The organism is Bacillus sp. AR13-1, from assembly GCF_008042285.1.
In the GTDB taxonomy this organism is placed as follows: domain Bacteria; phylum Bacillota; class Bacilli; order Bacillales; family Bacillaceae_G; genus Bacillus_A; species Bacillus_A mycoides.
In genome coordinates, this window is the sequence record NZ_QNUA01000023.1 from 73,664 (window position 1) to 95,356 (window position 21,693).

General features: G+C 37.5%; 21 protein-coding genes and 12 tRNA genes. 31 read left to right on the forward strand and 2 right to left on the reverse strand.

Going from position 1 to position 21,693, the window contains the following annotated elements:
• Positions 1-68 precede the first annotated feature (68 nt).
• The 12 genes from DN408_RS18545 (at position 69) to uvsE (ending at position 12,939) form a co-directional block, all read left to right on the forward strand.
• Positions 69-185 carry a DUF3948 family protein gene (locus DN408_RS18545; protein WP_147740286.1) on the forward strand — a complete coding sequence of 39 codons (117 nt, stop codon included), beginning with the start codon at positions 69-71 and terminating at the stop codon, positions 183-185.
• A 35-nt stretch (positions 186-220) separates the two neighbouring features.
• On the forward strand, positions 221-337 hold the full coding sequence (locus DN408_RS18550; RefSeq protein WP_002029425.1) for a DUF3948 family protein: 117 nt from the start codon (positions 221-223) through the stop codon (positions 335-337).
• 42 nt (positions 338-379) lie between these two features.
• Positions 380-490, forward strand: coding sequence for a DUF3948 family protein (locus tag DN408_RS18555; protein ID WP_001083697.1), 111 nt, complete (start codon positions 380-382; stop codon positions 488-490).
• A gap of 310 nt (positions 491-800) precedes the next feature.
• Complete coding sequence (hppD, locus tag DN408_RS18560) at positions 801-1,919, forward strand: 4-hydroxyphenylpyruvate dioxygenase (protein ID WP_050001436.1); 1,119 nt, start codon at positions 801-803, stop codon at positions 1,917-1,919.
• A gap of 66 nt (positions 1,920-1,985) precedes the next feature.
• Positions 1,986-2,942 carry a fumarylacetoacetate hydrolase family protein gene (locus DN408_RS18565; RefSeq protein WP_033730978.1) on the forward strand — a complete coding sequence of 319 codons (957 nt, stop codon included), beginning with the start codon at positions 1,986-1,988 and terminating at the stop codon, positions 2,940-2,942.
• Positions 2,908-4,080: a homogentisate 1,2-dioxygenase gene (locus DN408_RS18570; protein ID WP_002169298.1), complete on the forward strand. Its 1,173-nt coding sequence runs from the start codon at positions 2,908-2,910 to the stop codon at positions 4,078-4,080. The genes DN408_RS18565 and DN408_RS18570 overlap by 35 nt, the downstream gene beginning before the upstream one ends.
• Positions 4,081-4,337: 257 nt before the next feature.
• Positions 4,338-5,753 carry a branched-chain amino acid transporter BcaP gene (locus DN408_RS18575; protein ID WP_002124809.1) on the forward strand — a complete coding sequence of 472 codons (1,416 nt, stop codon included), beginning with the start codon at positions 4,338-4,340 and terminating at the stop codon, positions 5,751-5,753.
• A gap of 107 nt (positions 5,754-5,860) precedes the next feature.
• Positions 5,861-7,135, forward strand: coding sequence for an MDR family MFS transporter (locus tag DN408_RS18580; RefSeq protein ID WP_002124811.1), 1,275 nt, complete (start codon positions 5,861-5,863; stop codon positions 7,133-7,135).
• A 300-nt stretch (positions 7,136-7,435) separates the two neighbouring features.
• Positions 7,436-8,524, forward strand: a complete 1,089-nt coding sequence (locus DN408_RS18585) for a D-alanine--D-alanine ligase (RefSeq protein WP_016126473.1) — start codon at positions 7,436-7,438, stop codon at positions 8,522-8,524.
• A 60-nt stretch (positions 8,525-8,584) separates the two neighbouring features.
• Positions 8,585-9,961, forward strand: coding sequence for a UDP-N-acetylmuramoyl-tripeptide--D-alanyl-D-alanine ligase (murF, locus tag DN408_RS18590; protein WP_002124813.1), 1,377 nt, complete (start codon positions 8,585-8,587; stop codon positions 9,959-9,961).
• 306 nt (positions 9,962-10,267) lie between these two features.
• On the forward strand, positions 10,268-11,884 hold the full coding sequence (gene cshA / locus DN408_RS18595) for a degradosome RNA helicase CshA (RefSeq protein WP_002063522.1): 1,617 nt from the start codon (positions 10,268-10,270) through the stop codon (positions 11,882-11,884).
• A gap of 92 nt (positions 11,885-11,976) precedes the next feature.
• Positions 11,977-12,939, forward strand: coding sequence for a UV DNA damage repair endonuclease UvsE (gene uvsE, locus DN408_RS18600; protein ID WP_002009966.1), 963 nt, complete (start codon positions 11,977-11,979; stop codon positions 12,937-12,939).
• Here uvsE and DN408_RS18605 read toward each other — a convergent pair.
• Positions 12,932-13,504 (reverse strand): rhomboid family intramembrane serine protease, encoded by a 573-nt coding sequence (locus DN408_RS18605; RefSeq protein ID WP_002167128.1) that lies wholly within the window; start codon positions 13,502-13,504, stop codon positions 12,932-12,934. The genes uvsE and DN408_RS18605 overlap by 8 nt on opposite strands.
• A 92-nt stretch (positions 13,505-13,596) precedes the next feature.
• Here DN408_RS18605 and acpS point away from each other — a divergent pair, with 92 nt between their 5' ends.
• The 6 genes from acpS to DN408_RS18635 all read left to right on the forward strand — a co-directional run bounded on the left by acpS (position 13,597) and on the right by DN408_RS18635 (position 19,541).
• Positions 13,597-13,956: a holo-ACP synthase gene (gene acpS, locus DN408_RS18610; protein ID WP_002009969.1), complete on the forward strand. Its 360-nt coding sequence runs from the start codon at positions 13,597-13,599 to the stop codon at positions 13,954-13,956.
• 156 nt (positions 13,957-14,112) lie between these two features.
• The gene (locus DN408_RS18615; protein ID WP_002124820.1) at positions 14,113-15,063 is read left to right on the forward strand and encodes a LolA family protein; all 951 of its coding nucleotides are present in this window, start codon (positions 14,113-14,115) and stop codon (positions 15,061-15,063) included.
• Positions 15,064-15,180: 117 nt separating this feature from the next.
• Complete coding sequence (gene alr / locus DN408_RS18620; protein WP_002124821.1) at positions 15,181-16,350, forward strand: alanine racemase; 1,170 nt, start codon at positions 15,181-15,183, stop codon at positions 16,348-16,350.
• A gap of 311 nt (positions 16,351-16,661) precedes the next feature.
• Complete coding sequence (locus DN408_RS18625) at positions 16,662-16,949, forward strand: antitoxin EndoAI (RefSeq protein ID WP_000004570.1); 288 nt, start codon at positions 16,662-16,664, stop codon at positions 16,947-16,949.
• 4 nt (positions 16,950-16,953) lie between these two features.
• The gene (gene ndoA, locus DN408_RS18630) at positions 16,954-17,304 is read left to right on the forward strand and encodes a type II toxin-antitoxin system endoribonuclease NdoA (RefSeq protein ID WP_000635965.1); all 351 of its coding nucleotides are present in this window, start codon (positions 16,954-16,956) and stop codon (positions 17,302-17,304) included.
• 68 nt (positions 17,305-17,372) lie between these two features.
• Complete coding sequence (locus tag DN408_RS18635) at positions 17,373-19,541, forward strand: Tex family protein (RefSeq protein ID WP_002124824.1); 2,169 nt, start codon at positions 17,373-17,375, stop codon at positions 19,539-19,541.
• Between the two features lie 57 nt (positions 19,542-19,598).
• On the opposite strand, the gene cmpA is transcribed toward DN408_RS18635, so the two are convergent.
• Positions 19,599-19,715: a cortex morphogenetic protein CmpA gene (gene cmpA / locus DN408_RS18640; RefSeq protein WP_001143642.1), complete on the reverse strand. Its 117-nt coding sequence runs from the start codon at positions 19,713-19,715 to the stop codon at positions 19,599-19,601.
• 210 nt (positions 19,716-19,925) lie between these two features.
• Between cmpA and DN408_RS18645 the strand changes: the two genes are divergently transcribed.
• From DN408_RS18645 to DN408_RS18705, 13 genes are all read left to right on the forward strand, one after another.
• Positions 19,926-20,381, forward strand: coding sequence for a SprT family protein (locus DN408_RS18645; RefSeq protein WP_016095131.1), 456 nt, complete (start codon positions 19,926-19,928; stop codon positions 20,379-20,381).
• A 114-nt stretch (positions 20,382-20,495) separates the two neighbouring features.
• Positions 20,496-20,570 (forward strand) — tRNA-Asn (locus tag DN408_RS18650).
• 3 nt (positions 20,571-20,573) lie between these two features.
• Positions 20,574-20,664: transfer RNA gene (locus DN408_RS18655), tRNA-Ser, on the forward strand.
• Positions 20,665-20,672: 8 nt separating this feature from the next.
• Positions 20,673-20,747 (forward strand) — tRNA-Glu (locus DN408_RS18660).
• 4 nt (positions 20,748-20,751) lie between these two features.
• Positions 20,752-20,827 (forward strand) — tRNA-Val (locus tag DN408_RS18665).
• 24 nt (positions 20,828-20,851) lie between these two features.
• Positions 20,852-20,928: transfer RNA gene (locus DN408_RS18670), tRNA-Met, on the forward strand.
• A 3-nt stretch (positions 20,929-20,931) separates the two neighbouring features.
• A tRNA-Asp gene (locus tag DN408_RS18675) sits at positions 20,932-21,007 on the forward strand.
• A gap of 87 nt (positions 21,008-21,094) precedes the next feature.
• Positions 21,095-21,169, forward strand: a tRNA-Gln gene (locus DN408_RS18680).
• 5 nt (positions 21,170-21,174) lie between these two features.
• Positions 21,175-21,247, forward strand: a tRNA-Lys gene (locus tag DN408_RS18685).
• Between the two features lie 16 nt (positions 21,248-21,263).
• A tRNA-Leu gene (locus DN408_RS18690) sits at positions 21,264-21,346 on the forward strand.
• Positions 21,347-21,442: 96 nt separating this feature from the next.
• Positions 21,443-21,516, forward strand: a tRNA-Arg gene (locus DN408_RS18695).
• Between the two features lie 6 nt (positions 21,517-21,522).
• Positions 21,523-21,599 (forward strand) — tRNA-Pro (locus tag DN408_RS18700).
• A 1-nt stretch (position 21,600) separates the two neighbouring features.
• Positions 21,601-21,671 (forward strand) — tRNA-Gly (locus DN408_RS18705).
• Positions 21,672-21,693: the final 22 nt, after the last annotated feature.

Sequence of the window (21,693 nt, forward strand, 5' to 3'; positions counted from 1 at the left end):
ATAAACATATTTCTATCAAGCGTATTAGTATAATAGAAGTTTTGTAACAAAAGATAAATGAAGGGAGAATGAAAGATATGAAAGAGCAAGTATTAAAAGTAACAAAAGGTGACTTCGTAGGATCAGCAAGTGGAGCGGTAGTATTAACAGCATTAATCGTATTTCTATCAAGCGTATTAGTATAATAGAAGTTTTGTAACAAAAGATAAATGAAGGGAGAATGAAAGATATGAAAGAGCAAGTATTACAAGTAACAAAAGGTGATTTCTTAGGATCAGCAAGCGGAGCAGTAGTATTAACAGCATTAATCGTATTTCTATCAAGCGTATTAGTATAATAAAAGTTTTAAATTGTACAAAATGAAAGGAGAATGAGGAATATGAACAGTGAACAAGTGTTACAAGTAACAAAAACAGATTTATTAGGATCATTAGGCGGAGCGGTAATATTAACATCATTTATTCTATTCCTTGCAAATATATTAGTATGAAAAATATAAATACAATCATTCAAAAAAAATAAAGACTCTAACGTATTAGTAAGTAGTTAATATGTTGGAGTCTTTTTTGTTTTCCTCTCATATATACCTTCAAGTATTAATATTTTCCCCTTACTTTAAAGAGAAAAAAGTCGAATTTTATATGTAAGAAAAAAAGAGGAATTTGACAGAAAAGATAGAAAATTTTAAAGGTCGGAAATTGTTAGCTTGCTAACTAATTTCTATTAATTGATGTTGGAAGCGTTTTCGGTTGGTTTTAAGTATGGACCATTTAATCTATTTACAGGGGGATGAAGATATTATGAAACAAAAATCTATGGATACGCTAGCTGCACAAATGGAGGACTTTTTTCCGGTACGTGATGTAGATCATTTGGAATTTTACGTAGGGAATGCAAAGCAATCAAGTTATTATCTTGCGAGAGCGTTTGGATTCAAAATTGTAGCTTATTCTGGATTAGAAACAGGAAACCGTGAAAAGGTATCTTATGTTCTTGTGCAAAAAAATATGCGTTTTGTTGTGTCTGGAGCTTTAAGTAGTGATAGTCGTATTGCAGATTTTGTAAAGACTCATGGTGATGGAGTGAAGGATGTGGCTTTACTTGTTGATGATGTTGATAAAGCATACTCTGAAGCTGTAAAACGTGGCGCTGTTGCGATTGCTCCTCCTGAAGAGTTAACAGATGAGGAAGGTACCTTGAAGAAAGCGGTTATTGGTACGTATGGTGATACAATTCATACGCTTGTAGAGCGTAAAAATTATAAAGGAACATTCATGCCAGGATTTCAAAGGGTAGAGTTCAATATTCCATTTGAAGAATCCGGTTTAATTGCTGTAGACCATGTCGTTGGTAACGTTGAGAAAATGGAAGAATGGGTTAGTTATTATGAGAACGTCATGGGATTTAAACAAATGATTCACTTTGATGATGACGATATTAGCACAGAGTATTCGGCATTAATGTCAAAAGTTATGACGAATGGAAGCCGTATTAAGTTTCCAATTAATGAACCAGCAGACGGAAAAAGAAAGTCACAAATTCAAGAATATCTAGAGTTCTATAACGGAGCGGGTGTACAGCATCTTGCTTTATTAACAAGTGACATTGTAAAAACAATTGAAGTGCTTCGTGCGAATGGCGTGGAGTTTTTAGATACGCCAGATACGTATTACGATGAGTTAACTGCACGTGTTGGAAAAATTGATGAAGAAATTGATAGATTAAAAGAATTGAAGATTCTAGTAGACCGTGACGAAGAAGGTTATTTATTACAAATCTTTACGAAACCAATTGTAGATCGTCCAACTCTATTTATTGAAATCATCCAACGTAAAGGTTCTCGTGGATTTGGCGAAGGGAACTTTAAAGCGTTATTCGAATCAATTGAAAGAGAACAAGAGCGTCGCGGAAATTTATAAAATTTGTATCCACCAGCAAGAGTTCCTTTGTTGGTGGAAATTTCATTTTCATAGGGAGGAATCACGATGAAATTTGTTACATTTCGTCTCCCATCGAAAGAAATGCGAGCTGGATGGCTTGAAGGTGACAAAGTAATCGATATGAATCTTGCGAGTGATGGACAATTACCTTCTTCTATGTTCGCCTTTTTAGAGAAAGCAGATGAGTATGTAGAAGTATTGCGTAATATTAAGAATCCTGCAAAGGGTATATATTCCTTAGAGGAAGTTCAATTTGCAGCGGCAATTCCTAATCCGAGTAGCATTCGAGATTTTTATGCATTTGAGCAGCATGTAAAAACAGCTCGCGGACGAAGAGGGTTAGATGTTGTACCTGAATGGTATGATATCCCGGTTTTTTATTTTACGAACCACCGTGCTGTTATTGGACCAGATGATTTTGTTATTGGTCCGAAGAAGTCTAAAAAGCTTGATTATGAGTTAGAGATTGCTTGCGTAATTGGGAAAGAAGGACGAAACATTTCTCGTGAACAAGCAGAGGAATATATTTTTGGTTACTGCATTATGAACGACTGGAGCGCAAGGGACTTACAAGTAACAGAAATGAAAGTGGGACTCGGTCCAGCGAAAGGAAAAGATTTTGCAACTTCATTAGGAGCGTATCTCGTTACGAAAGAGGAATTAGACGTTTATCGTAACGGTGATCGTTATGATTTAGAGATGACTGCTCATGTAAATGGAAAGATATTATCAAAGGGAAACTTCCAAGATATTTACTATACATTTGCTGAAATGATTGAACGTGCTTCGGAAGACGTTACGTTATATCCAGGAGATGTGATTGGTTCTGGGACAGTAGGAACAGGATGTATTTTAGAACTTGGTACAGAAGAGTGGCTACAAGATGGAGATGTTGTAGAGCTGTCGATTACTGGTTTAGGTACGTTACGTAATACGGTCAAAAAAGACATGAAAGCAGGTGATGGGCATGTTTTATCGTCACATGGGGGAGCTACCTCATAAACGACATGTACAATTTCGTAAAAAAGATGGATCGCTTTATCGTGAGCAGGTAATGGGGACAAAAGGTTTCTCTGGTACCCAGTCTATTTTGTATCATCATTATATGCCAACAGAAGTAGGGCACGCGGCATTATCGCATTCTTGTCAGTTACAGTATGAAGAGGATGCCCTTCTTGCTCATCGCCACTTCCGTACGAAAGAAAATAAAAAAACTGGTGATGCAGTAAGCGGAAGAAACTTTATGCTTGGGAATGAGGATTTATTAATTGGAGTAGTGAGTCCAACAGAAAAAATGGATTATTTTTACCGTAATGGTGATGGCGATGAAATGTTATTTGTTCATTATGGAACAGGAAAAATTGAAACGATGTTTGGAACGATTCACTATAGAAAAGGTGATTATGTAACAATTCCAATTGGAACGATTTATCGTGTTATTCCAGATGAGGGAGAGACTAAGTTTCTTGTTGTAGAGGCAAATAGCCAAATTACAACACCAAGTCGCTATCGCAATGAATATGGGCAATTGTTAGAACATAGTCCGTTTTGTGAAAGGGATATTCGTGGCCCGGAAAAATTGGAGACATATGATGACAAAGGTGAGTTTGTCGTAATGACAAAGTCGAGAGGTTATATGCACAAGCATGTGTTAGGGCACCATCCGTTAGATGTTGTTGGGTGGGATGGTTATTTATATCCGTGGGTCTTTAATGTGGAGGATTTTGAGCCAATTACAGGTCGTATTCATCAGCCACCACCAGTACATCAAACATTCGAAGGGCATAATTTCGTCATTTGCTCTTTCGTACCGCGTTTATACGATTATCATCCAGAATCTATTCCGGCACCATATTATCATAGTAATGTGAATAGTGATGAAGTACTGTACTATGTAGAAGGTAACTTTATGAGCCGAAAAGGTGTAGAAGAAGGTTCTATTACGCTTCATCCAAGCGGGATCCCGCATGGGCCACATCCAGGGAAAACAGAAGCGAGTATAGGGAAGAAAGAGACACTTGAACTGGCTGTTATGATAGATACATTCCGTCCGCTTCGTATTGTAAAACAAGCACATGAGACGGAAGATGAAAAGTACATGTATAGCTGGATTGAAGAGGGTTCATATACCGTAAAATAAGTAAAAAGAGGCATGCTCACTACGGGAGCATGCCTCTTTTATGGAATCGACATGTATAATAATACCAAAAAAAGTTATGAAAATATATATAGATATGATTGTCTGAATCTTTTTATCGAAAGGATGATAAGAGTATAGTATGTATCTCGATAGTTTTCTGTTTATTTCGACAAAAGTATTGACTAAAAAACATGCCGTGGGTAAAATGAAAAAGTAAATTAAATTTTCAGAAAACTAAAATCGTGGAGGAGCACAGCATGAAGCAAATTTTTCAAAAGAAGCCAATTTCAACGTTACTGCAAGAAAGTAAACAAAAGACATTATCGAGAACGTTAGGGGCACTTGATTTAACAATGCTTGGAATCGGAGCAATTGTTGGAACTGGTATTTTTGTTCTTACTGGCGTTGTAGCAGCGAAACATTCTGGACCAGCTATTATATTATCATTTGCTATAGCTGCATTAGCTTGTGCCTTTGCTGCATTTTGTTACGCTGAATTTGCTTCTTCAGTTCCTGTCTCAGGGAGTGTTTACACGTACACGTATGCGACGATGGGAGAAGTATTTGCATTCTTAATTGGATGGGATTTAATGCTCGAGTATTTATTAGCCACATCTGCTGTAGCCAATGGATGGTCAGCGTATTTTCAATCGTTATTAAAGGGATTTGGGATTCATATTCCGACCATTCTCTCCTCGGCCCCTGGTACTGGAAAGGGTGGAATAATTGATTTACCTGCAGTTCTAATTATTCTAGTTATGACGGTTCTTTTATCTAGAGGTGTTCGTGAAAGTGCACGTGTAAATAATATAATGGTATTTATTAAACTAGCAGTTGTTCTCATTTTTATCTTCGCCGGATTTAATTATGTAAAACCTGAAAATTGGACACCTTTTATGCCATTTGGGTTAGATGGTGTAATGGCTGGAGCAGCTACAGTTTTCTTCGCATTCATTGGATTTGATGCTGTATCAACAGCCGCAGAAGAAGTGAAGCGCCCACAACGCGATTTGCCGATTGGAATTATTGCATCGTTACTAGTTTGTACGGTTCTTTACATTGTTGTTTCACTTATTTTGACAGGGATTGTTCCATACGGTCAGTTGAATATATCAGATCCAGTTGCTTTCGCACTTCAATTTATTGGACAAGATAGTTTGGCGGGAGTGATATCAGTAGGAGCAATTACAGGAATTACAACTGTAATGCTAGTTATGATGTATGGGCAAGTTCGTGTTTCATATGCAATGAGCAGAGATGGATTGTTACCGAAGCGTCTTGCTAAAGTTCATCCGAAATTTAAAACACCATTTTTAAATACATGGACAACAGGTATTATTGCAGCACTTATTTCAGGATTAATAGATTTAAATGTTTTAGCACATCTTGTAAATATGGGAACTTTGTCAGCATTTGCACTTGTAGCTGTTGCTGTCATTGTGATGAGACGAACTCATCCTGATTTACCAAGGGCGTTTAAGGCGCCGCTCGTACCATTTTTACCAGCATTAACAGTTATCTTTTGCTTATATTTGATGCTTCAATTATCAGCGACAGCTTGGATTAGTTTTGGTGTTTGGATGGTTATCGGTATAGTAGTTTATTTCGCCTATAGTAGAAAGCGTAGTGTTTTAAATAATAGTAAAAAAGAAGAAGATGTAGCAAATTTATAAATGGAAAAATCCATTCTAATTCTGTTAGGATGGATTTTTATTTTGAAAATTTACATTTTTCTGAATGTATTATAGGATAATTGTTGGCGAACTAAAGGGGTGAAAATGTGAAAAATACATGGCGTGAGCTAAGAGAGATGGATCGTAACGTATGGATTCGATTTATCGGTGAGACTTTGAACGGAATTGCGATGATGATGTTAATGCCTTTTTTTGCACTATATTTAAAAGATAAGGTAGATTCTTTATTACAAGTTGGGATTATTATGGCGCTTTCTCCAATTGCTGCAAGCTTTGGCTCGCTTATAGGCGGAAGAATAGCTGATATATATGGAAGAAAGCCAATTATGATATTTTCAATGGCGAGTAATGCGTTATTAATGCTCGGTTTTTTATTTATCGAAGGATTTATTCCATACGCTATTTTATCTATTTTTTTAGGGTTAAGTAATTCTTTATTTCATCCAGCAGCATCAGCGATGGTTGCAGATGTGACGGCGCCAGAAAAAAGAACAGAAGCATATGGTTTATTGCGAATGGGACACAATATTGGTGCTGCAATTGGACCGATAATGGGAGCATCAGTAGTTGTTTTATCAAAGAACCTCGTGTTTATTATTGCTTCATCCGCTATGTTGTTTTATGCGCTACTAGTGTTAGTACTTATTAAAGAAACAATGCCAAAAATTACGGATATGACGGAAAAAAATAAAGAGAAGGAATCCGGAGCAGTTTGGAAAATTTTAATGAGAGATAAGGCGTTAATGATTTATTTGTTAGCGGGGATTATTATTTCTATGGGGTTTTCTCAAACAGAAGGCATGTTACCGCTTCACTTTGATAACGAAATGAAGGATATTTTTGGAGTCAACAATCCATACCCATATTTAATGGCATTAAATGGTCTATTAGTTGTTTTATTTCAATTTCAAATTTCAAAATGGGCGACAGATAAACCTGTTGGAAAGACGATGCTATACGGTGCGTGTTTGTTCGGAATTGGTTTGTTTTTTATAGGATGGTTACCGAAGTGGTTTGGAGAATATGATACAAATGCTACAATTATTTTAATGACGTTAATGTTTGTTTATGCCATATATACGTTAGGCGAGATGATTATGTCGCCTGTACAGATGACGTTTGTAGCGAATTTGGCCCCTGAGCATTTGAGAGGAACCTATATGGGGGCGGCGAGTTTGCAGTGGATTACAGGAAGTGCATTCGGTCCACTTCTTGGTGGTTTTCTATTGGATCGTTTGCTTGGTCACTACTTATTTACAATTTTAAGTGTAGGGTGTGTAGTTGCAGGCTTTGTATATGTTTCTTTAGATCGTCTTGTTGAGCAGAGGCAAAAAGATACGCCTACAAAACAGTCTTCTTAATAAAATGAAACTTTAATCAATGTTTTTTCACCCTCCACAAATGGTAGGGTAATATAGATGACATACACACAAAGTGGATTTCTACATATTTTAGGTACATAACTAGATTAGATAGCAATTTTGCTTTAAAGTTTAATTTTGTTTAGGTGTGTAGAAATTAAAGAGAAAAAGTGTAGAAAACCAATAAGTGGTGTCTTTTAATTATTTGTGGAAGTTACATTTTATTTCAAATAGGAACTACCTATTTTTATAAAAAGTGCTAAAATAGAAAAATGAAAACAATTGGTTAGGGTGATTTCAGTGACAAAAATTAAATTAGGTTTATTATACGGTGGAAAATCAGCTGAGCATCAAGTTTCGTTACAAACGGCTCTTGCTGCTATTAAAGCATTAAATCAAGATAAATTCGAGATTCATCCAATTTATATTACAGAACAAGGCCAATGGATGCGTGGAGAGCGTATTGAAGGCGAAGTAAAAAATGTTGAGGCATTACAAATGAGTGGGGAAGAGAATACAATCTCTCCTGTATCATTAAGTACAGAAATTATCCCAACTGCAACTTCTAAACAAGAAGATGCAATTGATGTTATTTTCCCATTATTACATGGACCGAATGGTGAAGATGGAACAGTACAAGGGTTATTAGAATTACTAAACATTCCATATGTAGGTAACGGTGTATTAGCATCATCTGCTGGTATGGATAAAGTTGTTATGAAAAATATCTTTGCAGAAGCTGGATTGAAACAAGCGAAATATGCATCTTTCATTCGTAGCGCATGGGAAAAAGATCGTGAAACAGCGTATGAAAAAGTAGAAGAAGTATTAGGATATCCTTGCTTCGTAAAACCAGCAAATCTTGGTTCAAGTGTTGGTATTAATAAGTGTAATGATCGTGAAGAGCTTGAGAATGCATTCGAAGAGGCATTCCAATTTGACCGTAAAATTATTGTAGAAGAAAATATTGTAGGTCGTGAAGTAGAAGTTGGTGTATTAGGTAATGATGAGCCGAAATGTTCAGTTGTAGGTGAAATTGTACCGAAAAAAGATTTTTATGATTACAAATCGAAATACATCGATGGTGATACAGCGTTAATTATTCCAGCTGAAATGACAGAGGAAGAGTCTAATATAATTAAGCGAGATGCAATTATCGCATTCCAATCATTAGATGGTTCGGGCTTAACACGAGCTGATTTCTTCTTAACGAAAGATGGAGAAGTATATATTAACGAAGTAAACACAATGCCAGGATTCACGCCGTTTAGTATGTTCCCTCTATTATGGCAACATACAGGTTTACCGTATCCGGAATTAATTGAAGAGCTAATTCGCTTAGCGATTGAGCGTCACGAAGAAAAACAAAAAATTAAATATACAATCTAACAAAAAAGGAGGAAGCACTATTCGAAGGAATAGTGCTTCCTCTATGTAAGGAGTGTTTTCATGATAAATCGAACGTTAAAACAAGTAGAGCAGATGATAAATGGTACTGGATTAGCAGAGCGGTATGAGGGAATTACTATACAAGGAGTGTCTATTGATACGAGGAAAATTGAAAATGGAAATTTATATGTTCCAATTCAAGGTGAACGTTTCGATGGACATGCTTTTGTAGACAAAGCTGTTGAAAATGGGGCGATTGCTACATTATGGATGAAAGATGTAGAAAACCCACCTGAAAATCTTCCGGTTATTTTTGTAGAAGATACACTAGCAGCATTGCAAATGTTAGCGAAAAACTATCGTGATCAATTGGATGTAAAAGTTATTGGTGTAACGGGTAGTAATGGTAAAACATCTACGAAAGATATTGTAACAAGTATTCTTGCGACTAAATTTAAAGTTCAAAAAACAGAAGGTAATTTCAACAACCACATCGGTTTACCTCTTACTATTTTAAATTTAGAGGAAAATACAGAAGTAGCTGTATTAGAAATGGGCATGTCAAGCCGAGGAGAAATTGAATTTCTATCTAAGTTAGCTCGCCCTAATGCAGCTATTATCACGAACATTGGTGAGGCGCACTTAATGGATTTAGGCTCTCGTGAGGCGATTGCTGAAGCGAAGTTAGAAATTGTTACAGGTTTACAAAAGGGTGGCGTGTTCGTATATAATGGAGATGAGCCGCTATTAACGAATCGTGTTCCAGAAATGAATTTAGCAGCTGAAACAGTTACATTTGGTGATGCGAGAGCAAATGATTACTATCCAACTACTGTAACATTGCAGGCTACTGGGACACACTTTAAGATGAACAGGGATGAAACTTCGTCATTCTATTTGCCAGTACTAGGAAAGCATAATGTATATAATACGCTTGCTTCAATGGCAATTGCAAAACATTTTGGTGTAACGTGGGAAGAAATGAAACAAGGTTTAGTAACACTTCAAATGACAGGTATGCGTATGGAAATTGTAAAAACAGATAGTGGTTTAACAATTATCAATGATGCTTATAATGCTAGTCCAACAGCTATGGAAGCTGCGTTCCACCTAATGAATGGTTTAGATGGATTTGCTAAAAAAATTGTTGTGCTTGGTGATATGTTAGAACTTGGAAATCAAGAAGTGCAATTTCATTATGAAGTAGGTAAATTAATTGATCCAGCAAAAATTTCATATGTATTCACATATGGTAAATTAGGGGCTCAAATTGCTGAAGGTGCAAAAATTAATTTCCCTAAAGACCGTGTAAAAGCGTATGATAGTAAAGAAGAGTTAATAAAAGAGTTGCAAGCAGTAGTCGGTACGAAAGATGTTGTATTAGTAAAAGCATCTCGCGGCATGAAATTAGAAGAAGTAATTACGATGTTGAAATAATTGGTGTATATAAATAGGGATGATAGCCACGAAAATAGTGGAAACTTATAATAAGCGCTTACAGTAAACGATAAAAAAATAAAAGTAAAGAAAAAAGCTCTGAATATGAAATAAGGTAACAGTTGGGGTTTGCTTTTTACACCTACAAAACTTATAATTGATAAAGTGTAATAACGTTTAGAAGTATTTTCGTGAAGAATATACGCCCGGTTATATACGTAAGTATTCAGGAAAATGGCTTTTCCGCAAGTTCGGAAAACGCCTTTTTTTAAATGATAAGTATAGGATAGAAAAGGAGAAGTAACATTGACAACATTTCGAGAACTAGGATTAAGTGAGTCTTTACTACAATCTGTTGAAAGTATGGGCTTTGAAGAGGCTACGCCGATTCAAGCTGAAACAATTCCACATGCATTGCAAGGTAAGGATATTATTGGGCAAGCGCAAACAGGTACAGGGAAAACAGCAGCATTCGGATTACCACTATTAGATAAAGTGGATACAAATAAAGAAGCAGTTCAAGGTATTGTTATCGCGCCAACGCGTGAATTAGCAATTCAAGTTGGAGAAGAGCTATACAAAATTGGTAAACATAAACGTGTTCGTATTCTACCAATTTATGGTGGTCAAGATATTAACCGCCAAATTCGTGCTCTAAAAAAACACCCACACATTATTGTAGGTACGCCGGGTCGTATTTTAGATCATATCAACCGTAAAACACTTCGCTTACAAAACGTAGAGACTGTTGTTCTTGACGAAGCGGATGAAATGTTAAACATGGGCTTCATTGAAGATATTGAAGCGATTTTAACAGATGTGCCAGAAACACATCAAACATTATTATTCTCAGCGACAATGCCAGATCCAATCCGTCGTATTGCTGAGCGTTTCATGACTGAGCCTCAACACATTAAAGTAAAAGCAAAAGAAGTAACAATGCCAAACATTCAGCAGTTCTATTTAGAAGTGCAAGAAAAGAAAAAGTTTGACGTGTTAACACGCTTACTAGATATTCAATCTCCAGAGCTTGCAATCATATTCGGTCGTACAAAGCGTCGTGTTGATGAATTATCAGAAGCATTAAACTTACGTGGTTATGCAGCAGAAGGTATTCACGGTGACTTAACACAAGCGAAGCGTATGTCTGTATTACGTAAATTTAAAGAAGGTACTATTGAAGTTCTTGTTGCAACAGACGTTGCTGCACGTGGTCTTGATATTTCAGGCGTAACACACGTATACAACTTCGATATCCCACAAGATCCAGAATCATACGTTCACCGTATCGGTCGTACTGGCCGTGCCGGTAAAAAAGGTATTGCAATGTTATTTGTAACACCACGTGAATCAGGACAATTAAAAAATATCGAGCGTACAACAAAACGTAAAGTTGATCGTATGGACGCACCGACACTTGACGAGGCGTTAGAAGGTCAACAACGTTTAATCGCTGAAAAACTTCAAAGCACAATTGAAAATGATAACTTATCATACTACAAGCGTATTGCAGAAGAAATGTTAGAAGAGAATGATTCTGTAACAGTAGTAGCTGCTGCTTTAAAAATGATGACAAAAGAGCCGGATACAACTCCGATCGCTTTAACATCAGAACCACCAGTTGTTTCAAGAGGTGGCGGTGGCGGTTCTAAAAAACGCGGTGGTAACGGAAGTGGATACCGTGATGGTAACCGTAATCGTAGTCGTGATGGACGCGGCGGTGGCGATGGTCGTAACCGTGATCGCAATCGTGATGGACGTGGAAGCGGAAGTGGCGATGGTCGTAACCGTGATCGTAATCGTGATGGCGGTAGCCGTGATGCTGGTAGCCGTGATGGCAACCGTGGTCGTAAAGGTGAAGGTCGCCCTGGATCTTCAAATGGACGCGGCGAAAGAAAACATCATAGCCGTCCACAAGCTTAATAAAAAAGAGAATGCCCTTTGCTGGCATTCTCTTTTTTTATTTCTGTAATTGTGCATACTACATAGTAACTCGTATAGAAATGAGGTGCTATATGCTTGTAAGACTTGGGTATGTTGCGATGAGTGTACATTTGAAGAATGCTTCTCCATCTCAAACGATGACGTATGCACAGTTTCAGCGGATTGATGATCGAGAGGCTGCGATTCGTAAACTTGAAAGAATCGCTAATTCGAATTTGGAAAATTGCTTACGGTTATTAAAACATAATAAAGGGCATGATATATCTTTCTTTCGACTTAGTTCCAAGCTTATTCCTTTAGCGAATCATGAGGAGTTGTTAGATTGGAACTATATTCGTCCGTTAAAAGAAAATCTGAAAGAATTAGGTGAATATGCAATTCGTATGAATATGCGAATTGACTTCCATCCAGATCACTTTGTTGTACTAAATTCACCTGAGGAGAGTATTCTCAAACAATCTGTAAAGACATTGCAGATGCACAAAAAATTGTTAAAGGGTATGGGAATTGAACATAAGCAACGATGTGTATTACATGTGGGAGGAGGTTATAAAGATAAGGAGCTTGCATTAGAACGCTTTATAGAAAATTGGTCAACTGTTCCAAGAGGTATTCAAGAGATGATTATATTAGAAAATGATGACACGACCTTTTCTTTAGAAGAAACATTGTATTTAGGTGAGAAATTAGACATTCCAGTCGTGTTTGATTTGCACCATCATATGATGAATAATGACCAGGAAGATTGGCATGAAGATTGGGCGCGTGTTGTACATACGTGGGAATCGTCTTTGTTACCGGTTAAAATGCACATCTCCAGTCCTAGAGATGGAAAAAACCCGAGAGCACATGCAGATTTTATTGATGTAGATACTTTCTTATCTTTTTTGAAAAAGATAAAGGGGAGTGTTCCGCGAATTGATTGTATGATTGAGGCGAAGAAAAAGGACGAGTCTTTATTTCAACTAATGAGAGAGTTAAGTAAACAAACAGATGTGGAAATTATCGATGGTGCGAGCTTCTATATTAAATAAGCTCTGCGCCATCGTTTTTTTTTGTTAAAAAAGGGGTGCACATGCCGCCGATGATCAGTCCTGTTAAATGGCTTATAGGATTGGCAGAGGGATTAAAGAAAGTAAATAGTAGTAATATAAGTATCATTATTGAAAAAATAGCGATGTCTCTTGGTTTTGAAGAACGATATCGACTATACAATAAAAATAATTGGGCGCCTAGTAATCCGAAAATACCACCAGATGCTCCGGCGTGAATATATTCAAGAGGCATAATAATATAAGAAGAAATATTCCCGAGAATGCCAGAAAGGAAAAAAATAATGATGAAAGAAAAGTGTCCTAGTTGTTTTTCGATGGAAGAACCAAATACGAATAAACAAATACTATTAGAAAGGAAATGTTGTAAGTCTACGTGTACAAGTAAGGAAGTTATGACACGCCACCATTCTCCTTTAGCGATATATTCATTGTAGGCTGCCAGGTGAAAGAGGGAAAAGTCGCTCAATATAATCATGACTAATTGTATAAGAAGTAAAGAAATGATAATCGGTTGTAAGGAAATGCGAGTGGATGGTATTAGCATGTTTTTAGTATCACTCCTTTTGCATCAGAAAGATTCTCTGTTATTCTTACAATATGAATGAAGAAAGCTAAATAGAAGAAGGGGATTTTGAAATGATTGTAGGGATTGGAATCGATATTATTGAGTTAAATCGAATTGAAAAAATGCTAGATGGAAAGCTTAAATTTATGGAACGTATTTTAACTGAAAGAGAACGTGGTGTTGCTGAGGGGCTGAAAGGAAGTCGTCTTACAGAATTTGTAGCTGGAAGATTTGCAGCAAAAGAGGCGTATTCTAAAGCGGTAGGGACCGGTATCGGGAAAGAAGTGAGTTTTTTAGATATTGAAGTAAGGAATGATGATAGAGGTAAGCCGATTATCATTACAAATACAGAGCATATTGTTCATTTATCAATTAGTCATAGTAAAGAATTTGCCGTTGCTCAAGTTGTTTTGGAAAGCTCGTCACGCTAGTCTGCATATTTTATATCTTTGTCTCATATATTTGAGGTAGCGATAAGGAAGGCATATCTTCCATTCATTTATAGGGGCAAAGGGGCTGAAGTGATGAAAAGGCGTCTGTTTTTAGTTCTTGTCGGTTTATTGACCGTTTTTGTGTTGGCGGGTTGTATGGAAAAGAAACAGGAAGATGTTGTGAGAGATTTAGAAACGAAAGTTAAAAGTATGAAGAGTTATCAAGCTGAAGCGAAATTATCTATTAAAACAGGAAATGAACCTCAAGAGTACAATGTAGAAATTTGGCATAAAGAACCTTCGTATTATCGTGTGAATTTGCAGAATGCGAAAAAGGATCAGAGTCAAATTATTTTAAGGAATGATGAAGGTGTATTTGTATTAACACCGGCACTTAATAAGAGTTTCCGTTTTCAAAGTGATTGGCCGCAAAATAGTAGCCAGGCTTATTTATATGAATCACTTGTAAGAGATATTTTGCAAGATAAGAAAAATCTCTCTTTCGAGAAAACAGATAAGTATTATGTGTTTAAAACAAAAACAAATTATCAACATCAAAATATGTTGCCGAAACAAGAAATTAAGCTGAATAAAAGTGATTTAACACCAGTTTCTGTGAAACTGATGGATAATGATCAAAATGTCCTTGTAAAAGTAGATTTCACTAAAGTAAAGTTTGATGCAAAGTTTGATAAAGGTGCATTTGATACGAAACAAAATATGTCTAGAGCACAAGTGGATGTTCAGACGGCAGCGAAAGAAGACAAACCGTTTGCTATTTTGTATCCACGTGATACACCGCAAGGTATGACTTTGAAAGAGGAAGAAGAGTTGAAGACAGACAGTGGCAAGCGTGCAATACTCACATACACTGGAAGTAAGAAATCCTTTACTTTAATACAAGAAAAGTCAAAAGTTGCAGAGGCCTCATCGGCGGTAAGTGTAAGTGGAGAGCCGGTTGATCTTGGTTTCACGATTGGTGCATTGACGAAAGACTCTGTAACGTGGTCACATAACGGAGTAGAATATATGCTCGTGTCTAAAGGTTTAGAGACGAATGAGTTGTTGATGGTTGCTCGTTCGGTTACAGCGAAGCAGGTGAAGTAAACTTCTTAGACGTGGTGATATATGTGCACCACGTCTTTTCTTAGTTTGAAGGTGGATTTCATAAAAGAAGCATATAAAAGAATAAGCTTCGCATATCGTGTATAAGGAAGTGTATTTATGGAAGAAGCGCCGTTTTACCGTGACACGTGGGTGGAAGTGGATTTAGATGCGATCTATAACAATGTTACACATATTAAAGAGTACATTCCAAGTGATGTAGAGATTTTTGCTGTAGTTAAAGCGAATGCATATGGGCACGATTATGTACCGGTGGCTAAAACTGCATTAGAAGCAGGAGCAACAAGATTAGCAGTTGCTTTTTTAGATGAAGCTTTAGTGCTTCGGAGGGCTGGTATTACTGCACCGATTTTAGTATTAGGTCCTTCCCCGCCCCGTGATGTAAATGTAGCTGCTGAAAATGATGTAGCATTAACTGTTTTTCAAAAAGAATGGGTGGAAGAAGCGATAAAGCTCTGGGATGGTTCATCAATAATGAAATTCCATATTAATTTTGATAGTGGTATGGGGAGAATCGGAATACGTGAACGAAAAGAATTAAAAGGGTTCTTAAAGAGTTTAGAAGGTGCGCCATTTTTAGAGTTAGAAGGAGTATATACGCATTTTGCAACAGCGGATGAGGTTGAGACTTCTTACTTTGATAAGCAATATAATACATTTTTGCAGCAGTTACGTTGGTTGAAAGAATTTGGAGTGAATCCTAAATTTGTCCATACAGCCAATAGTGCCGCAACGTTAAGGTTTCAAGGGATTACATTTAATGCGGTGCGAATTGGTATTGCGATGTATGGATTATCCCCATCTGTAGAAATACGTCCTTTTTTACCATTTAAATTGGAACCGGCGTTGTCACTTCACACGAAAGTTGCTCATATTAAGCAAGTGATTAAAGGAGATGGGATTAGTTATAATGTCACATACCGAACGAGAACTGAAGAATGGATTGCGACAGTTGCAATTGGATATGGAGATGGCTGGCTTAGAAGATTGCAAGGGTTTAAGGTACTTGTAAACGGTGAAAGAGTACCGATTGTAGGGCGAGTGACAATGGATCAATTCATGATACATCTTCCTTGTGAAGTGCCACTTGGTACGAAAGTTACACTCATTGGGAGACAAGGTGATGAGTATATTAGTGCTACCGAGGTTGCTGAATATTCCGGGACTATTAATTATGAAATTATTGCAACGATAAGCTTCCGTGTACCGAGAATATTTATACGACACGGTAAAGTTGTAGAAGTAATCAATTATTTGAACGATATATAGAAGAAGGTAATATTACTCAGTATCTCGTCATTTGGAGGGGTTTCACTAATAAAGAATAGGCTCTTTTTCGCTGGGGAGCTTCTTTTTATACTTGTTATTAATATAAGTTGCAATGAAATATTACTGAAGGATTGCTTTATTTCTTGTTTGAAAGAGATAAAAAGTAAAAGAAGATGAATGTTTTATTTATGAATTGGAAAACATAAGCAAGGAATAAGGAAGTCTTTGCAACAGGCTCCATACAATGGTATTATTACAATAGGTGTCATATATATATTTGGGTGTGTAGTTGACGGTGGAGGTGTATTTTTGTGTCCGAATCAAGTGTAACTACTGAAATCGTGGTTCGGTTGCCAAAGCAAATGGTAACGGAATTGGACGGAATTGGAAAACAAGAGAATAAGAATCGCCATGAACTAATTTGCCAGGCAACACAACTGTTATTGCGTCAACATAAGACGAAGAAACGCTACCAACATGAATCAATGCGACGTGGGTACATTGAAATGGGAAAAATTAATCTTGGTATTGCATCTGAAGCTTTCTTAGCAGAGTATGAAGCAGCTCATACAGTAGAACGCTTAGTTAGCGGGGGGTAATGTTTTGATTGTAAAACGCGGCGACGTGTATTTTGCAGACCTTTCCCCAGTTGTTGGTTCTGAGCAAGGAGGCGTTCGTCCGGTTCTTGTCATTCAAAATGACATCGGAAATCGTTTTAGTCCGACTGTGATTGTAGCGGCTATTACTGCACAGATTCAAAAAGCGAAATTACCCACTCATGTGGAAATTGATGCGAAAAAGTACGGTTTTGAGAGGGATTCTGTTATTTTACTTGAGCAGATTCGAACAATCGATAAGCAACGCTTAACGGACAAAATCACTCATTTGGATGAAGTGATGATGAGTCGTGTAGATGAAGCGTTACAAATTAGTTTAGGACTAATAGATTTTTAAATCGGCAGTTTAAGTTGCTCTCTTTACAGGGCAACTTTTTTTTATTATAGAGGAGGTTACGGTTGGATATGGAAATGGTAGATAATCGACAAGGGTTAATGAAAATGTTAGTGAAAGAATTAGGCTTTACAGAAAAGCAAGTTCGTCATGTTATTCAATTAACAGAAGAAGGTAACACAGTTCCATTTATCGCTCGTTACCGAAAAGAATGGACAGGGTCTCTTGATGAGGTGCAAATTCGTGCAATCTTAGAAAGATGGCAATATATGATGCAACTAGAAGATAGGAAAGAAGAGGTTCTTCGTCTTATTGGTGAAAAGGGTAAACTAACCGAAGAGTTGCGTCGTCATATTGTTGCTGCAACAAAACTTCAAGAAGTAGAAGACTTATATCGTCCATATAAAGAAAAAAGAAGAACGAAAGCTACAATTGCTAAAGAAAAGGGATTAGAACCGTTAGCTGAGTGGCTATTATTATATAAAAAAGAAAATCCAGCAGAGAAGGCTATGGAATTTGTTAATGCAGAAAAGGAAGTGGCGTCTGCAGAAGATGCGTTGCAAGGTGCGCAAGATATTATTGCGGAACTTGTTTCGGATAATGCGGCATATCGTAGTTGGATTCGCAATACTACTTTCCGAAAAGGGATTATGTCTTCATCTGTAAAAGATAAAGAAAAAGATGAAAAGAATATATATGAAATGTATTATGGCTATGAAGAACCGTTGCAAAAAGTAGTGCCGCATCGTGTACTAGCTATGAATCGTGGTGAAAAGGAAGACGTATTAAGAATTTCTGTTATCACGCCAATTGAAGAAATTCTTCAGTTTTTACATAAAAAAATGATTCTTGATGAAGCTTCTAAAAGTGCGCATTATGTACAATTAGCGATGGAAGATGGATATAAGCGATTAATTCAACCTTCAATAGAAAGAGAAATTCGTAAAGAATTAATGGAAACGGCCGAAGAACAAGCGATTCATATTTTCTCTGAGAATTTACGTAATTTATTATTACAACCTCCGATGAAAGGGAAAGTTGTGTTAGCGGTAGATCCAGCATATAGAACCGGTTGTAAATTAGCTGTAGTAGATGATACAGGAAAAGTTCTTCACATAGATGTTATTTATCCGCATCCGCCTGCTCGTAAATATGAGGATGCAAAAACGAAAATCATTTCAATTATAGATAAATATGAAGTTGAAATGATAGCGATTGGAAATGGTACAGCTTCGAGGGAAACGGAAGAATTTATAGTAGATGTATTACAAAATGTAGAGCGAGATGTATTTTACATTATTGTAAATGAAGCGGGTGCTAGTGTGTACTCAGCATCTGATGTAGCTCGCGAGGAGTTTCCAAATTTACAGGTTGAAGAAAGAAGTGCTGTTTCAATTGGGAGACGTCTACAAGATCCACTTGCAGAACTTGTGAAAATTGACCCTAAATCTGTTGGGGTGGGACAATATCAACATGATGTATCTCAAAAGAGATTAAATGAATCATTAACATTTGTAGTAGAGACAGCAGTTAACCGAGTTGGTGTTAATGTAAATACAGCTTCAGTTGCATTGTTGCAATATGTTTCGGGATTATCAAAAACAGTTGCGAAAAACATTGTAGCTAAGCGTGAGGAAGATGGGAAATTCACGAAGCGTACTGAATTAAAGAAAATCCCACGTTTAGGTGCAAAAACATATGAACAATGTATCGGGTTTTTACGTATATTAGAAGGAGCGAATCCGTTAGATCGCACAGGGATTCATCCAGAACAATATAAAAATGTTGAATTGCTATTGAAGAGCTTAGGGTTATCAAAGAATGATGTGGGGAAACCAAACTTGCAAAAGAGTTTCGAAGGAGTAGATATTTCTAAATTATCTCAAGAGACGGAGATTGGTGAGCCGACATTAGTTGATATTATGGATGCTTTAATTAGCCCGGAGCGAGATATGAGGGATGAGTTGCCAAAGCCACTTTTGAAAAAGGGGATTTTAAAATTAGAAGATTTAAAGCGTGGTATGGAATTAGAGGGAACGATCCGCAATGTTGTTGATTTCGGTGCCTTTGTTGATATTGGTGTGAAGCAAGATGGTTTAGTACATATTTCTAAACTAAGCAAACAATTTGTAAAGCATCCATTAGATATTGTATCCGTGGGACAAATTGTAAAGGTATGGGTAGATGATATTGATACGAAAAAAGGTCGTGTTGCATTATCAATGTTACCGATTGAATAGTAAGAAAAGAGAGCAGATGAAACTGCTCTCTTTTTATGAACTGGAAAGTTTAATTGATTATGAGCTTTGATGTATTTTACTATAATAAAACCAGCATTCATTTAGTAACTTGATTTGATACCGGTTTTTCTCGAAATATGCACGTTGCATTTGTTTCTTTAGCCACGTGGGCATAGGAATCCCTCCTTGTTTAATCCTGCTCTCAAAAAAAGTAGCTCCTTTTAGTTAAAGTAACTTTGATGAGAGGTTGGTGAGTGGATTTCTAGCAATGCTGCATTTTTAGAAATCACGCTTCTTGAATGAGGATGGGTATATGTACTATTTACTATATGTATAAGAAGGGAGAAAAGTGTGGAAATATTTTTTAGTTTAGGAGGAATGAGAATGGATGAGCAAGAAATTCAGCGGTTAGTGGAAGAGGTATCGTTACAATGCTTTGGAATGCCGTTTTTACATAAAGCGATGTTTAATAGTAGGTTACGTACAACTGGTGGGCGCTATCTATTGAAGAATCATAATATAGAATTGAATTATCGATATTACGAAGTATATGGAAAAGAAGAGTTAGTCGGGATTGTTAAACATGAACTTTGTCATTATCACTTACATATCACAGGAAAAGGGTATAAGCATCGAGATAGAGATTTTCGGGAGTTATTAAAGAAAGTAGGTGCACCACGTTTTTGTAAACGAATGATTAGTGAGGAGGAAACGAGAGTTTCTATGTATGAATGTATGGGGTGTTCTTTTCAATATGTAAGAAGACGTCAAATAAATACACAAAGATATGTATGTGGAAAGTGTAAAGGACAACTAAAACTGGTAGTGAAAACATCTTGACAGTGAAAACGCAATCCAGTATATTATAAACATGTCACGTTTGCGCAAGATGTTGTGAAAAAACTTCTTGACTTACGATGAGAATTTTTATAAGATACAAATTGTCTTCATTATTCCGCAGTAGCTCAGTGGTAGAGCTATCGGCTGTTAACCGATCGGTCGTAGGTTCGAGTCCTACCTGCGGAGCCATACAGAGAAGTACCCAAGTGGCTCAAGGGGCTCCCCTGCTAAGGGAGTAGATCGCTAACGCGGTGCGAGGGTTCGAATCCCTTCTTCTCTGCCATACATATTGGCCCGTTGGTCAAGTGGTTAAGACACCGCCCTTTCACGGCGGTAACACGGGTTCGAATCCCGTACGGGTCACCACTTCGGAGGATTAGCTCAGCTGGGAGAGCACCTGCCTTACAAGCAGGGGGTCGGCGGTTCGATCCCGTCATCCTCCACCATATAAATTATATAAATAATATTATCGCGGGGTGGAGCAGTACGGTAGCTCGTCGGGCTCATAACCCGAAGGTCGCAGGTTCAAATCCTGTCCCCGCAACCAAATGGTCCCGTGGTGTAGTGGTTAACATGCCTGCCTGTCACGCAGGAGATCGCCGGTTCGACCCCGGTCGGGACCGCCATTTTAACTTCTGCTATATAGCAGTTGTTTTTTATTGGACATTATGGTAAAATAACATTTGTCTTTGAAAAGAAGATAACTATTTCGATGGGCTATAGCCAAGCGGTAAGGCAACGGACTTTGACTCCGTCATGCGCTGGTTCGAATCCAGCTAGCCCAGCCATTTACGAGCCATTAGCTCAGTTGGTAGAGCATCTGACTTTTAATCAGAGGGTCGAAGGTTCGAATCCTTCATGGCTCACTTTTGTTTTTTCCGCGCGGTCGTGGCGGAACGGCAGACGCGCTAGGTTGAGGGCCTAGTGGGGGAAACCCCGTGGAGGTTCAAGTCCTCTCGGCCGCATCAAAAAATCTTTTGAAAAGTACTTGCATTTGAAAATGTAGTATGGTAAGATAATTGAGTCGCCAAAATACAACGACGAAAAAACATCATGAATATGCGCCCGTAGCTCAATTGGATAGAGCGTTTGACTACGGATCAAGAGGTTAGGGGTTCGACTCCTCTCGGGCGCGCTATAACGGGAAGTGGCTCAGCTTGGTAGAGCACCTGGTTTGGGACCAGGGGGTCGCAGGTTCAAATCCTGTCTTCCCGACCACGCGGGTGTAGTTTAGTGGTAAAACAAGAGCCTTCCAAGCTCTGGTCGAGAGTTCGATTCTCTTCACCCGCTTTTAGTTCTTTGAAAACTGAAC

What these genes read in the sequence shown, in the direction of transcription:
- alr (WP_002124821.1), top strand. Translation starts at nt 15,181, where the DNA reads ATGGAAGAAGCGCCGTTTTACCGTGACACGTGGGTGGAAGTGGATTTA.
- DN408_RS18550 (WP_002029425.1), top strand. Translation starts at nt 221, where the DNA reads ATGAAAGATATGAAAGAGCAAGTATTACAAGTAACAAAAGGTGATTTC.
- DN408_RS18555 (WP_001083697.1), top strand. Translation starts at nt 380, where the DNA reads ATGAACAGTGAACAAGTGTTACAAGTAACAAAAACAGATTTATTAGGA.
- DN408_RS18635 (WP_002124824.1), top strand. Translation starts at nt 17,373, where the DNA reads ATGGAAATGGTAGATAATCGACAAGGGTTAATGAAAATGTTAGTGAAA.
- DN408_RS18575 (WP_002124809.1), top strand. Translation starts at nt 4,338, where the DNA reads ATGAAGCAAATTTTTCAAAAGAAGCCAATTTCAACGTTACTGCAAGAA.
- cmpA (WP_001143642.1), bottom strand. Translation starts at nt 19,715, where the DNA reads ATGCCCACGTGGCTAAAGAAACAAATGCAACGTGCATATTTCGAGAAA.
- DN408_RS18605 (WP_002167128.1), bottom strand. Translation starts at nt 13,504, where the DNA reads ATGCTAATACCATCCACTCGCATTTCCTTACAACCGATTATCATTTCT.
- DN408_RS18570 (WP_002169298.1), top strand. Translation starts at nt 2,908, where the DNA reads ATGTTTTATCGTCACATGGGGGAGCTACCTCATAAACGACATGTACAA.
- DN408_RS18545 (WP_147740286.1), top strand. Translation starts at nt 69, where the DNA reads ATGAAAGATATGAAAGAGCAAGTATTAAAAGTAACAAAAGGTGACTTC.
- acpS (WP_002009969.1), top strand. Translation starts at nt 13,597, where the DNA reads ATGATTGTAGGGATTGGAATCGATATTATTGAGTTAAATCGAATTGAA.
- uvsE (WP_002009966.1), top strand. Translation starts at nt 11,977, where the DNA reads ATGCTTGTAAGACTTGGGTATGTTGCGATGAGTGTACATTTGAAGAAT.
- DN408_RS18565 (WP_033730978.1), top strand. Translation starts at nt 1,986, where the DNA reads ATGAAATTTGTTACATTTCGTCTCCCATCGAAAGAAATGCGAGCTGGA.
- murF (WP_002124813.1), top strand. Translation starts at nt 8,585, where the DNA reads ATGATAAATCGAACGTTAAAACAAGTAGAGCAGATGATAAATGGTACT.
- hppD (WP_050001436.1), top strand. Translation starts at nt 801, where the DNA reads ATGAAACAAAAATCTATGGATACGCTAGCTGCACAAATGGAGGACTTT.
- DN408_RS18615 (WP_002124820.1), top strand. Translation starts at nt 14,113, where the DNA reads ATGGAAAAGAAACAGGAAGATGTTGTGAGAGATTTAGAAACGAAAGTT.
- DN408_RS18645 (WP_016095131.1), top strand. Translation starts at nt 19,926, where the DNA reads ATGGATGAGCAAGAAATTCAGCGGTTAGTGGAAGAGGTATCGTTACAA.